The organism is Actinoplanes sp. NPDC048791, assembly GCF_040650095.1.
Classification (GTDB): domain Bacteria; phylum Actinomycetota; class Actinomycetes; order Mycobacteriales; family Micromonosporaceae; genus Actinoplanes.
Genome location: NZ_JBEZGQ010000148.1, coordinates 1 through 12,620, shown reverse-complemented (window position 1 = coordinate 12,620; position 12,620 = coordinate 1). Strand labels below are relative to the sequence as shown.

General features: G+C 70.3%; 15 protein-coding genes. 11 read left to right on the top strand and 4 right to left on the bottom strand.

What is annotated here, in order from left to right:
* Positions 1-1,021: carboxypeptidase-like regulatory domain-containing protein (locus AB0C29_RS14120; RefSeq protein ID WP_360819977.1), on the bottom strand; the 1,021-nt coding region annotated here is incomplete at its 3' end.
* 161 nt (positions 1,022-1,182) lie between these two features.
* Between AB0C29_RS14120 and AB0C29_RS14115 the strand changes: the two genes are divergently transcribed.
* The 5 genes from AB0C29_RS14115 to amcA all read left to right on the top strand — a co-directional run bounded on the left by AB0C29_RS14115 (position 1,183) and on the right by amcA (position 5,976).
* Positions 1,183-1,545: a sterol carrier family protein gene (locus AB0C29_RS14115; protein WP_360819974.1), complete on the top strand. Its 363-nt coding sequence runs from the start codon at positions 1,183-1,185 to the stop codon at positions 1,543-1,545.
* A gap of 77 nt (positions 1,546-1,622) precedes the next feature.
* The gene (gene purF, locus AB0C29_RS14110) at positions 1,623-3,233 is read left to right on the top strand and encodes an amidophosphoribosyltransferase (protein ID WP_360819971.1); all 1,611 of its coding nucleotides are present in this window, start codon (positions 1,623-1,625) and stop codon (positions 3,231-3,233) included.
* 98 nt (positions 3,234-3,331) lie between these two features.
* Positions 3,332-4,483, top strand: a complete 1,152-nt coding sequence (gene purM, locus AB0C29_RS14105; RefSeq protein ID WP_360546958.1) for a phosphoribosylformylglycinamidine cyclo-ligase — start codon at positions 3,332-3,334, stop codon at positions 4,481-4,483.
* 196 nt (positions 4,484-4,679) lie between these two features.
* Positions 4,680-5,783: a cyclophane-forming radical SAM peptide maturase AmcB gene (amcB, locus tag AB0C29_RS14100; RefSeq protein WP_360819983.1), complete on the top strand. Its 1,104-nt coding sequence runs from the start codon at positions 4,680-4,682 to the stop codon at positions 5,781-5,783.
* Positions 5,752-5,976, top strand: coding sequence for a multiple cyclophane-containing RiPP AmcA (gene amcA / locus AB0C29_RS14095; protein WP_212992876.1), 225 nt, complete (start codon positions 5,752-5,754; stop codon positions 5,974-5,976). Before amcB ends, amcA begins: the two co-directional genes overlap by 32 nt.
* Positions 5,977-6,105: 129 nt before the next feature.
* Here the strand turns inward: amcA and AB0C29_RS14090 are convergent, their stop codons facing one another.
* A complete protein-coding gene (locus AB0C29_RS14090; protein WP_360819968.1) occupies positions 6,106-6,321 on the bottom strand; it encodes a DUF3073 domain-containing protein in 216 nt (71 codons plus the stop codon).
* 179 nt (positions 6,322-6,500) lie between these two features.
* On the bottom strand, positions 6,501-7,580 hold the full coding sequence (locus tag AB0C29_RS14085; RefSeq protein WP_360819965.1) for a Glu/Leu/Phe/Val dehydrogenase dimerization domain-containing protein: 1,080 nt from the start codon (positions 7,578-7,580) through the stop codon (positions 6,501-6,503).
* A gap of 258 nt (positions 7,581-7,838) precedes the next feature.
* Between AB0C29_RS14085 and AB0C29_RS14080 the strand changes: the two genes are divergently transcribed.
* Positions 7,839-8,678 (top strand): hypothetical protein, encoded by an 840-nt coding sequence (locus tag AB0C29_RS14080; protein WP_360819962.1) that lies wholly within the window; start codon positions 7,839-7,841, stop codon positions 8,676-8,678.
* 302 nt (positions 8,679-8,980) lie between these two features.
* The gene (locus AB0C29_RS14075) at positions 8,981-9,190 is read left to right on the top strand and encodes a BldC family transcriptional regulator (RefSeq protein WP_014687221.1); all 210 of its coding nucleotides are present in this window, start codon (positions 8,981-8,983) and stop codon (positions 9,188-9,190) included.
* A gap of 66 nt (positions 9,191-9,256) precedes the next feature.
* Here the strand turns inward: AB0C29_RS14075 and AB0C29_RS14070 are convergent, their stop codons facing one another.
* Positions 9,257-9,628, bottom strand: a complete 372-nt coding sequence (locus tag AB0C29_RS14070) for a PPOX class F420-dependent oxidoreductase (protein ID WP_360819959.1) — start codon at positions 9,626-9,628, stop codon at positions 9,257-9,259.
* An 18-nt stretch (positions 9,629-9,646) separates the two neighbouring features.
* Between AB0C29_RS14070 and AB0C29_RS14065 the strand changes: the two genes are divergently transcribed.
* The 4 genes from AB0C29_RS14065 to AB0C29_RS14050 form a co-directional block, all read left to right on the top strand.
* Entirely contained in the window at positions 9,647-10,423 is a 777-nt protein-coding gene (locus tag AB0C29_RS14065) for a class I SAM-dependent methyltransferase (protein WP_360819956.1), read from the top strand.
* A 5-nt stretch (positions 10,424-10,428) separates the two neighbouring features.
* Complete coding sequence (locus AB0C29_RS14060; RefSeq protein WP_360819980.1) at positions 10,429-10,983, top strand: RNA 2'-phosphotransferase; 555 nt, start codon at positions 10,429-10,431, stop codon at positions 10,981-10,983.
* A 56-nt stretch (positions 10,984-11,039) separates the two neighbouring features.
* Positions 11,040-11,609, top strand: coding sequence for a hypothetical protein (locus AB0C29_RS14055; protein ID WP_360819953.1), 570 nt, complete (start codon positions 11,040-11,042; stop codon positions 11,607-11,609).
* Positions 11,606-12,620: PrsW family intramembrane metalloprotease (locus AB0C29_RS14050; protein WP_360819950.1), on the top strand; the 1,015-nt coding region annotated here is incomplete at its 3' end. The genes AB0C29_RS14055 and AB0C29_RS14050, both read left to right, overlap by 4 nt.

Below are 12,620 nucleotides of genomic sequence, written 5' to 3'. Positions count from 1 at the left end.
CGTCGGCGCCGCCGTACCGTCCGGCCGGGGCCGCGGCCGGGACCGCACCGCCGGCTCCCGCGCCGTCCAGCTCGTCGGGGTCCTCGTTGGACTTGCGGCGCATCAGCACCAGCACGATCGCGCCGATGCCGGCCGCCACCAGCAGGCCGCCGAGGATGATGAACAGCAGCGACCCGGAACCCTCGTCGGATCCGGACTTGGGCGCGGCGTCGAGAACCCCCGCCGACTCGTCGGTCGCCGGCTCGGACGCCTCGTCGGTGGCCTCGTCGGTCGGATCCGTGGTGGCGCTGGGCGACGGGGACGGGCTCGAAGGCGTCGGCGCGGTCTTCGACTTGAGCGTCAGCGGCACGGTGATCGACTTGCCGGCTGCGCCCTGGGCGTTCTTCGAGGTGAGCTCGTAGCCGTCCTTGGTGGCGCCGACCGCCATGGCCCCCACCGAGATGGGCTTGCTGTCCGATGACGTGAACGAGTAGCCACCGTCACCGTTGGTGTTGGTCTGGTACTGGTGGCCCTGGCTGTCGCGCAGGCCGACCAGCGCGCCGGAGACGGCCTTGCCGTCCTGGTCCTTGACCCGGCCGCTGACCTGACGCACCGTCTGCGGCTTGTCCGGGCCGCGCACGGTGACCTCTCTGCTGTCACTGTCGCTGACACCCTTGACGGTCGCGGTGACGGTGACTGTGATCTTCTTGGTCTCACCGGGGGCGAGGTTGCCGGCGATCAGCTTGGTCGAGAACGTTCTCGGCGCGCCGACCGTCACCTCCTCCTCGAAGGTGCACCCCGGGTCGCACCGCAAGCCGTCGCCGCTGACCTGCACGCTGACGTTGGTGTCGCCGGGGTTGTTCTCGATCCGGTAACCGATGGTGGTCGTGCCACCGGACGTGATGTCCGCGGGCCGCAGACTCACGACGGATACCGTCGGGTTGTCGGCCCGGGCGGCTGAAGGTGCGGCGACGAGGACGCCACCGACCAGCGCCAGGAACGCACCGGCCTGGAGAGCCCTGGCTCGTAGGTGCGTTGTCACGTCCACCGCCTTCCGGGTCGCACGGGCCTCGGGCTGCCTTCGAAATGCCCTATGGATCCCGCGACGAGTACACACCGTCGGCCACTATGCCCTGTCGTAGGTCCTCTGCGCGACCCAGGGCCGCCGGGTTCTCGTTTAATCCGGGGTCGTATTGTCCCGACGTGTCTCCTGCGCACAATAAATCCGAGTCCGTCGGCGCCGCGCTGGACGCGCTCGACCGAGGCGCCGAACCGGAGCGTGCGGTGCTGCGTGACGCCGTGCGCGCGCTCCTGAGCGAGCTGGCGCGGACCGCGCCGGGCCGATCGGTGGAGGTCCGTATTCCACCTTTCGGTGCGATTCAGTGTGTCGCCGGGCCGCGGCACACCCGCGGCACACCGCCCAATGTGGTGGAGACCGATCCGATGACCTGGCTGCTGGTCGCCACCGGACGGCTGACCTGGGCCGATGCGGTGGCCTCGGGACGGGTACGGGCCAGCGGGATACGCACAGATCTCACTCCGTACCTCCCTGTGCACCCCAGTTGAGTGGTCTCCGTCTCGCGTACACTGGGCCGTCGGAACAGACCAGCAAGTCCAGCAGATCAGCATGAGGGAGCAAGCGCGTGCCCCGAGGCGACGGCCGGTTGACCGACGATCTCGACCCCCAGGACCGCGGACCCCAGGATGCCTGCGGCGTCTTCGGTGTCTGGGCCCCGGAGGAAGAGGTCGCGAAACTCACCTATTTCGGGCTCTTCGCACTGCAGCACCGAGGGCAGGAAGCAGCGGGCATCGCCGTCAGTGACGGCTCGGGCGTGGTGGTCTACAAGGACCTCGGCCTGGTCTCGCAGGTCTTCGACGAGCCCACCCTGGCGAGCCTGCGCGGGCACCTGGCCATCGGCCACACCCGTTACTCGACCACCGGCGGCTCGAACTGGGAGAACGCCCAGCCGACGATCCGGGCCACCACCGCGGGCACGACGATCGCGCTGGCCCATAACGGGAACCTGGTGAACACCTCCGAGCTCGCCCGGGAGGTCGCCGAGCGCGGTCTCGAGGCCGACATGGGCACCTCCGACACCGCGCTCGTGACGACCCTGCTGGCCAGCCGCCCGGACCTGTCGGTCGAGGCCGCGGCGCTCGAGGTGCTCCCGCGGCTGCGGGGCGCGTTCAGCTTCGTCTTCATGGACGAGAGCACCCTGTACGCCGCCCGCGACGCCCAGGGCGTACGCCCGTTGGTGCTCGGCCGGATGGAGCGCGGCTGGGCCGTGGCCAGCGAGACCGCCGCCCTGGACATCGTCGGGGCCAGCTTCGTCCGCGAGGTGGAGCCCGGCGAGATCATCGCGATCGACGAGCACGGCCTGCGCTCCACCCGGTTCGCCGCGCCGGAGCCGAAGGGCTGCCTCTTCGAGTACGTCTACCTTGCCCGTCCGGACACCACGATCGCCGGCCGCAACATCTACTCCGCGCGCGTCGAGGTGGGCCGCAAGCTGGCCAAGGAGCATCCGGTCGAGGCCGACCTGGTCATCGGCGTCCCGGAGTCCGGCATCCCGGCCGCGATCGGCTACGCCGAGGCCTCCGGCATCCCGTACAGCGCCGGCTTCATGAAGAACGCCTACGTCGGCCGCACCTTCATCCAGCCCTCGCAGACCATCCGCCAGCTCGGCATCCGGCTCAAGCTCAACCCGCTGCGCGAGGTCGTGCGGGGCAAGCGGATCGTGGTGATCGACGACTCGATCGTGCGGGGCAACACCCAGCGGGCCCAGATCCGGATGCTGCGCGAGGCCGGCGCCCTCGAGGTGCACGTCCGCATCTCCTCGCCGCCGGTGAAGTGGCCGTGTTTCTACGGCATCGACTTCGCCACCCGGGCCGAGCTGATCGCCAACGGCCTGGAGATCGACGGCATCCGCCGCTCGATCGGCGCCGACTCGCTCGGCTACGTTTCGCTGGACGGCCTGGTGCAGGCGACCGAGCAGCCGAAGACACGGCTGTGCATGGCCTGTTTCGATGGTCAGTATCCGATCGAGCTGCCGGCCGGCCACCTGATCGGCAAGCACGTGCTCGAGGGGGTGGGCAAGCGGGCCGCGCTGCCCGTCACCTCCGTCCAGGCCACCAACGCTGCGGTGGCCGGCCTGGAGCGGGAGTATGAGGACGAGCAGTACGCCGAGGGCGAGCGGGAATCCGCGGAACCCCTGGTGGGGAGCCCCGGCGGCGTCGACGCCCTGCGTCGCCCGTAACTTCAGGACCGCTGGAACCTCAGCATCACCACAACAGTCGTAGACAGCGGCACCGTCAGCTGCAACCGCGCGGAGAGCCGCGCACTAAGGGGAGAACCGTGACGCACGTGTCCGAGCGCAACAGTGCCGGCTCCAACGGTGCTGAAGGCGCCGACCACCAGCCGTGGTCGGCGGGTGCCGGCCGGCCCGGCCGCAAGCGCACGGTGACGTATGCGGACGCCGGCGTCTCGATCCACGCCGGCGAGCGCGCGGTGGAGCTGCTGAAGTCGAAGGTCAAGAAGACCACCCGCCCCGAGGTCATGGGTGACCTGGGCGGCTTCGCGGGCCTGTTCAAGCTCAACACCCAGAAGTACAAGAGCCCGATCCTGGCCTCGTCCACGGACGGCGTCGGCACCAAGCTGGTCATCGCCCAGCAGCTCGACATCCACGACACGATCGGCATCGACCTGGTCGCCATGGTCGTCGACGACCTGGTGGCCTGCGGTGCCGAGCCGCTGTTCCTGCTCGACTACATCGCCTGCGGCGAGGTCGTGCCGGACAAGGTGGCCGAGATCGGCGCGGGCATCGCGGACGGCTGCCGGTACGCCGGTTGTGCCCTGCTGGGTGGCGAGACCGCCGAGCACCCGGGCGTGCTGCGCCCGGACGAGTACGACGTCTCGGCGACCGGCGTCGGCGTGGTCGAGGAGAGCGAGATCCTCGGCGCGCACCGGGTCGAGATCGGTGACGCGGTCATCGCGATGCGCTCGTCGGGCCTGCACTCCAACGGCTACTCGCTGGTGCGGCACGTGCTGCTGGGCGCCGGCCGGATGCGGCTGGACACGGTGGTGGAGGACTTCGGCAAGCAGCGCACCCTCGGCGAGGAGCTGCTGACCCCGACCAAGATCTACGCCAAGGACTGCCTGGGCCTGATCGAGGAGACCGACGTCCGCGCGTTCTCGCACGTCACCGGCGGTGGCATCCCGGGCAACCTGGTCCGGGTGCTGCCCGAGCACGTCGACGCGGTCGTGGACCGTTCGTCGTGGCGCCCGCAGTCGATCTTCGACCTGATCCAGGCCAAGGGCCGGATCGAGGACGTCGAGATGGAGGCCACGTTCAACATGGGCGTGGGCATGTTCGCGGTCGTCTCGGCCGACGACGCCGACCGGGCGATGGCCTACCTGACCGGTCGCGGTGTCGAGGCGTGGCAGGTCGGCGAGATCATCGAGGGCACCGGCCAGGTGCAGATGATGGGCCAGTACACCCGGGGCTGAGCCCGCCCGGGCCCGGCCCGGCCGCGGTGGAGGCAATCTGCCGCGAGTGGGGTATGGCCCGCCCTTGGTATGAAATGATCCGCGTGTGTCGATACGTCGGCACCGCGGATCTTTTTTCGGCCGGGAAGGTGGACGACGCCGCATAGCCTGACGAGGGACGGGGGTGGATGCGCCGGTGGCACAGCTGTGGAGCGGGATGCGGGGCATCTCGACGGTTCCCACCTACGTCGTCATGCAGCCCACCACGCTCTGCAACCTCGACTGTTCCTACTGCTACCTCCCGTTCCGCAAGATCGACCGGAAGATGCCCGTCGAGGTCGCGCAGGCGGTCGCCGCATCGGTGAATTCCTGGTCGCGGACCGGCCGCTTCTCGGTCGTCTGGCACGGCGGCGAGCCCCTCGCGGCCGGGCGGGAGCACTTCGCCGCGCTGCTGGCGCCGTTCGCGGCGGACGTCGAGCACCACGTGCAGACCAACGCGACGCTGATCGACGACGCCTGGTGCGAGTTCTTCGTCGAGCACGGCATCCGGGTCAGCGTGAGCGTGGACGGGCCCGAGGCCCGCAACGGTGACCGGGTCACCCGGGGCGACAAGCCCGCCTACGACCGGATCATGCGCGGGATCGACGCACTGCGCCGGCACGGCATCGCGTTCTCCGCGCTCTGCGTCGTGGCCCGTCCCGAGCCGGGCCTGGCCACGGAGCTGTACGAATACTTCCTCGACCTGGGCTGCGACGTGCTCGGCATCAACATCGAGGAGCTCGAGGGCGTCAACCTGCGGGACAACCGGCATCCCGAGGCGGACGTCACGGCCTTCTGGGCCGAGCTGGTCGGGGCCTGGCGCCGTGACCCCCGCATCCACCTGCGCGAGATCGAGTGGTCTTTGCGGTACGCAGCCGCGGTCCTGGACGGCACGGCCGACACCGTGCTGCCGCGCCGGCTCGACCCGATCCCCACGGTGGCCGAGGACGGCTCGGTCGTGCTGCTCTCCCCGGAGCTGGCCGGCTTCTCCGATCCCCGGTACGGCGACTTCTCCAGCGGTAACGTCCTGACGACCCCGCTGGCCGAGATCCTGGAACGGGCCACCGAGACGCCCTGGATCCGTGAGTTCCTCGACGGTGTGGAGGGCTGCCGGGCCCAGTGCCCCTACTTCGGCTTCTGTGGCGGCGCGCATGCGGCGAACCGATACTTCGAGCACGGCAGGTTCGACGTCACGGCGACGGAGCACTGCCGGAACAGCAAGATTCGCCTACTGGAGGGAGTGCTGGACCATGCCCGAGATCACGAGCCCACGGCTGTCTGACCGCGTGGAGACGGATCCGGTGACGGCCCGGGTGCAGGAGACCCGGTCCGGGCTGGCCGCCCTCATCGAGGAGGCGGCGGAGGCGCGGGAACGGCGCTCGGAGAGCACGACGAAAGACGGCTCGGCGGTGTGCGCCTGGAACCACTTCGAGAACATCCCGACGTTCTACAACTGGAACAACCGCCCCCGTTGAGAGGCCGGCTCTGAAGCCCACGCGGTGTTCAACCCGCGTGGGCATCATTGCCGTCGGAATGACTACGGAACGACCACGACACACGGAAGCACGCGGTAAGCCGCGTGCTCTGTGCAAACTTCGCTCGGGTCAGCGCCTTGTCGGCGACCAGGGATCCTGGTCGTCGTCCGCGTCGTCCTCGTCATCGTCGTCGACCAACTGGTCGTCGTCGACAAACTGATGGTCGGACTTACCACCGGCACCCGCCAGTTCGCGCTGCAAGGCGGTGAGGTCGGTGTTCGGGGAGTGGTACTTCAACTCCCGGGCCACCTTCGTCTGCTTGGCCTTAGCACGGCCGCGCCCCATGGCTCGACCCCCTCGCACAGAATTCGGGGCAGCCCGAAGGCGGGCCCCGATGACGTCAGGCATCTCTCGTGGGTCTTACGGTACATGGGCGATGCCCGCTTCGGCACCTCGGGTTGCGTGTACCACCATCGCGCGTCGTCCCTTGTCATCGACCCGACGCGCGATGGCCTACAAAACGCTCAACTCAGGTAGATACTGCGCAAACGGCCCACCTCGGCCATCCGGCGCTCGGCGAGCCGGTCGGCGGCGACCGCCGGCGGCACCCCCTCGGCGTCGGCCAGGCGCAGGATCTGCCCCGTGGTCTCGAAGATCCGGGTCGCCCGCAGCTTGGCCCGCTCGAAGTTGAAGCCCTCGATCTCGTCGGCCACCTGGATCACGCCACCGGCGTTGACCACGTAATCCGGCGTGTAGAGGATGCCGCGCTCCTCGAGCAGCTTCTCGATGCCCGGGTGCGCCAGCTGGTTGTTGGCGCCGCCGGTGACGACCCTGGCCCGCAGGGCGGTGACGGTGTCGTCGTCCAGCGCGCCACCGAGCGCGCAGGGGGCGTACACGTCGATGTCGGCGGTGATCAGCGCCTGCGTGTCGGCCACCAGGTCGATCTGCGGGTACGTGGTCCGGGCCCACTCCCGCGCGGCCTCGCTGACGTCCGTCGCGACAACCGCGGCGCCGTCCTCGATCAGGTGACCCGCCAGATACTTGCCGACCTTGCCCAGCCCGGCGATGCCCACCCGGCGCCCGGCCAGGGTGGGGCTGCCCCAGGTGTGCTCGGCCGCGGCCCGCATGCCCTGGAAGACGCCCCAGGCGGTCAGGATGGAGGAGTCGCCGGCGCCACCGTGCTCGACGCTGCGACCGGTCACATAGCGCGTCTCGCGGGCGATGACGTCCATGTCCGGGACGTACGTGCCGACGTCACAGGCGGTGTAGTAGCGGCCGTGCAGCGATTCGACGAACCGGCCGTACGCGCGGAGCAGCCCTTCGCTCTTGATCTTGTTGGGATCGCCCCAGATCACGGCCTTGCCGCCGCCGAGGTCGAGCCCGGCCAGCGCGTTCTTGTACGCCATCCCGCGGGAGAGGTTCAGCGCGTCGGTGATCGCCGCTTCCTCGTTCTCGTACGGGTAGAACCGGGTGCCACCCAGCGCGGGCCCGAGGGCCGTCGAGTAGATACCGATGATCGCCTTGAGGCCGGTCTGCCGGTCCTGGCAGAAGACGACCTGTTCGTGTCCGGCGGCGTCGCTGCCTTCGGTGTCGAACACACTCATCTGCGATTTCTCCTGGTCGTGACGGGGCCCTCGTGAGGCCTGCGGGCCGGCGGGGTGGGCCGGATACGACGAGCCTAGACCGACCGCAGCGTCCTTCCGAGCGGACAATGACACTCCCGTGGACCCCGTTCGCCCGGTGTCACGCAGGCGGGCGACCGGGCCCCGCCGCCAATGTGGAGCCGGCGTCCGCGGCGGTGGTGCGGGTTCGGTAGCGCGGGAGACGGCGATTGCCGCCGATATCGTGAAAGGATCGGCGGCGTGCCGTCACTGTTCGCGTCGTACCTGCGGATTTACGAACCGCTGACCGCCTTCGACCGGGACCGTCAGATTTTCTGGCGCCGGTATGCGCGGGAGGGCCGGGCGCTCGGCCCCGTCGAGGGTCCCGTCCGGCAGCGCACCGCCGTCCTGGAGGCGCTGGGTGCGGGCTGGACCCGGCTGCCCGACCTGCCCGACGAGGCGTACGTGCTGGAGTGGGGCGAGACGCTGCTGGTCTGCCCGTGGAACCTGCGCCTGCGCGTCGCCGAGGCCGCGTTGAACGCGCGCGACGGTGTGCCCAGCGTGCTGGCGGACGCCTTCGTGCCGCCGGTGCTGGCCGGGCAGGCCAAGGCGATCGTGGAGGACTGGCGCAGCGGGGCCAAGGTGCTCGAGCGTGGGGTGCCCCGGGTGCACGAGCAGATCGCCACGTGGGGCGTACCGCTGCGCTGGTTCGTCTTCGTCGACCTGGACGAGCGTGAGATCAGCCTGGCCGACGGGCGGCGCACGCTGCGCTACCGCACGGAGATCTCCAAGGCCCGCCGGCGCGCCCACCGGGCTGTCTCGGTGCTGCGCAAGTCGCTGGGTGACGCCCCGATCACCGAGGCGGTGGAGGAGGGCACCCGGTGGCTGGAGGAGTTCCATCCCCGCTCGATCGTCGAGCTGGACTACGGCGGCCTGACCGGTCTGCTGGGCGCGGACGCCCTGGCCGAGGACGACTCTCCGGGCCTGGTGGCGGCCGGTGTCTCAGCGCTGTCCCGGGGTGACGCGGACGCCGCGACGGACGCCTACGAGAAGCTCGTGGCCCGGTGGCGCTCGGTGCAGTTGCTCGAGCGCTGCAACTGATCGACGTTTATGACCGTCTGACCAGGGAATATGGGACGAACGGGCACGGAACACCGTGCTGGGAAGCGCTCTCTAGGCGAACACTCTTCGTAATCGCCGTCCCGCGAAGCGTGATAATCGGTCCAAACAAGACACTTTCTGGCGTAGAAAACAGGTAAAAATCGGGCATGCTTCAACCGTCTATCTAGGGACGTTCGGCCGTTCGGCCCATGTCGGACATCGGGGACTAGCCGGACCATGAGAGACGCACCGGCCGGCGGGACCCCGGCCGATGTCTTTAGGTACCTGTGGAGGAGTGACCGATGGCATCGCGTACGCATGATCCTGAGCCGCTACTCACGCCGGCCGAGGTGGCGTCGATGTTCCGTGTCGACCCGAAAACCGTCACCCGGTGGGCCAAGGCGGGCAAGCTCAGCGCAATTCGCACCCTGGGCGGGCACCGTCGCTACCGTGAGTCGGAGGTTCGCGCCCTGCTGCAGGGGCAGATCCCCACGCAGCGTCAGGGCGACTGAAACCGCAGTCGACCGAGAGATCGATAAAGGGGCGAATGCCAGGCCGGCAGTCGCCCCTTCTTCGTCTCAGGACACGAGGACGGCCAGCGTGCCGTCCGCGCCCCGGCGCAGCTTGCTGCCCAGCAGCGAGAGCCGGCCCATCAGGCCGTACTTGCGCTTGAGCCCCTCGGCAACCCGGCGCAGGTCGGCCGCGTCGCCGATGCGCGCCTGGGCCTCGATCGCCGCACCCCGCACGTTGCCGCGCACATCGCACGCGGCCACGGTCACCCGGCCGCTGTTGCGGATCCGCTTGACCTTGCCCGTGCCGGCCGGCGTCCAGAACGCCAGCCCGGGGCCGTCGGGCACCACCCACAGCGGGGTCGGCACAGCCCGGCCGTCCCGGCGGAACGTCGTCAGAAGGACGTACTTCTCCGCGCCGAGTTGCTCGAGCGTCGCCATGGACCAAGAGTAGTGGCAATGGATCAACCTACGATCGGCGACGTGTTCGGCGAGATGATCCGGGACGCCTACGCGGTGCACACCGGGATCGGGCCCCGGCCGCTGGCCGGCGGCCGGGTGCCGCGGCCGGTCATCGAGATCATCGAACGCGACGACGGGCTGGTCAACGGCGCGCCGGCCGACCACTATCTGGCCGCACCGGGCGACTGGCAACCCCACGACCACCGCGCACTGCGGCTCGCGCGGGGCGCGGTGCTGGATATCGGGGCCGGGGCCGGGCGTACGGCGCTGGAGCTCCAGCACCGCGGCATGGCGGTCACCGGGCTGGACACCTCCGCGGGAGCGATCGAGGTGGCCCGCAAGCGGGGGCTGCGGGACACCGTGCTCAACACTGTCGACGCGTACGCCCGCTCGGCGGCCCGTTACGACACGTTCCTGCTGCTCGGCAACAACCTGGGTCTGATCGAGGGGCCGGAGCGGGCCCCTGCCTTCCTCGCCGCGCTGGCCGAGCTGGCCCGCCCGGGAGCCCGGATCATCGCGCAGGGCACCGACCCGTACGGCACCACGGATCCCGTGCACGTCGCGTACCACCAGCGCAACCGGGACCGGGGACGGCTCGGCGGCCAGCTGCGCCTGCGGCTGCGGTACCGCCTGCTGGCCACGGAGTGGTTCGACTACCTCAATTGCTCGGTCGAGGAGCTTGACGGGCTGCTGACCGGCAGCCGGTGGCGGCTCAAATCCGTCGACACCGAGGACCGGCCTTACTACCTTGCGGTCATGGAGCTACGACCGTGAGCACGGTGCTGACCCGGGAGCAGGTGCGGCTCAGCAAACGGCTGTCGCTCGTACTGCGGCACCGGCCCGAGACGGCCGGCCTGACCCTCGACGCGAACGGCTGGGTGCCGGTCGCCGACCTGCTCGCCGCGCTGCGGATCTCCCGGGCCGAGCTCGACGTAGTGGTGGAGCACAACGACAAGTCCCGCTTCGCGGTGCAGGCGGGCGCCGACGGTGTCGAGCGCATCCGGGCCAACCAGGGGCACTCCCGGCGGGTGCAGGTTGATCTCGATCTACCTCCGGCCCAGCCGCCCGCCGTCCTCTTCCACGGCACTCCCCGGACGAACCTCGACGCGATCCGGCGGGAGGGCCTGCGCCCGCGCAGCCGTCAGCACGTGCACCTCTCACCGGACGTGGCGACCGCCCTGGTGGTGGGTCGCCGCCGCGCCACCGACGTGGTCGTCCTTGCGGTGGAGGCGGGGGCCATGGCTGCCGCCGGGCACGTGTTCCACCGCAGCCAGAACGGGGTGTGGCTGACCGCCGCGGTGCCGGCCGGGAGCCTTCGCGAACATTCGGAGTAAACAGACAAAACACGCTCCTCCGGGAGACGGTGCTGGTCGCCGGTTAGCGTATTGAGATGGGGTGGGTTACTCGGCGTCAGCTGATGAACCTCCTCGGTGCGCTCAGCCTCATCCTGGCCCTCGCCGGGCTCGGCGTCGGGCTGCCCGCCCTGGACCGGGCGCTGCCGGCCGACCGCTCGGTGCCGACCGACCGCCCGTACGCCATCGGCGGGGGTGTCACGGTCGTCCCGCCGCCCGGATCGCGGATCGACGTCACCGAGACCCGGCCCACCGACGACGCCGGCACGGCCCTGTTCCGGCTCGGCCCGGTGCGCTACCTGATCACGGTCCGCCGCTTCGAGGGTGACCTGGCGGCCGCCGCCAACGGGCTGCGCCAGCGGATCACCGGCAACCCCGGCTATCAGGTCACCGGCACCGAGCTGACCGTCGCCACCGGCTCGGGCCTGGCCGGACTGCAGGGCGGCTACACCGCTCCGGGCCGGGGCGGCCGGTACGCCGTCTTCGTCGCCGACGGCCGCACCATCGAGGTCACCGTCAGCGGCGCCGACCTGGACCTGGGCCGCACCCTGCCGGCGATCGACGCCAGCACCCGGACGTTGCGCTACGACCCGGCGGACACCGGATGACGGCGGAGTCCCGTTTGCGCAGCGACCGCACCGCACCCGTACAGCCCGGCGCCCACTACGGCCCCGGGCTGATCCGGCTGCCCGCCTTCTGGATCGTGCTCACCCTGGTGGTGGCCGGGGGCGTGCGGATGACTCTGATCGCGGGACGCTTCCTGGGCACGTACCCGCTGGCCACGTTGACCGCGATCGGGTTGTTCGCGCTGCTCGCCGTACCGTTCTGGTTCATCGTCAGTGAGCTGGACTTCCTCGAGCGGGAGCCGCCCGCCCTGCTCGCGCTGGCCTTCGCCTGGGGTGGCCTGGTGGCCACCACCGTGTCGATCCCCGGCAGCGCGGCTCTCGACGACCTCATCGCCAAGCTGGGCTCGCCGCACCTGGCCGCCGACTGGGGCGCCGCGCTGGCCGGCCCGACGGTCGAGGAGATCGCCAAGACGCTCGGCGTCGTGGCGATCGTGCTGGTGGCCCGCGCGCAGGTCAACAGCGTGCTCGACGGCGTGGTCTACGGCGCGATGGTGGGGCTGGGCTTCCAGATCATCGAGGACATCGTGTACGCGCTCGGCGCCGTCGCCCTGGCCGGGCGCGGCGACCACGTCGAGCCGGTGATCACCACGTTCCTGCTGCGCGGTTTCCTGTCCGGGGTGTGGAGTCACACGCTGTTCGGCGCGCTGGCCGGGGCCGGCATCGGCTATCTGGTCGTGCGCGCGGACCGGCCCTGGCGGATCCGGATCGGCGTCGCCATGCTGGCCGTCCTCGGTGCGTGGGCCTCGCACTTCCTGTGGAACTCGCCGCTGCTGCGCGACGGTCTCGGCAACGGCGCCCTGGCCCTGCTCGTGGTGCTGGTCTGCAAGGGGCTGCCGCCGTTGCTGCTGGTCCTGCTGCTGGTGCGCGCCGCCCACGACCGCGAGGCCGACTACTACGCCGTGCAGCTCGACAAGATCGACGACCACGAGCTGATCACCCCGGGCGAGCGGGAAGCCCTCAAATCCTCCTCGCGGCGGGCCACCGCCCGCTGGC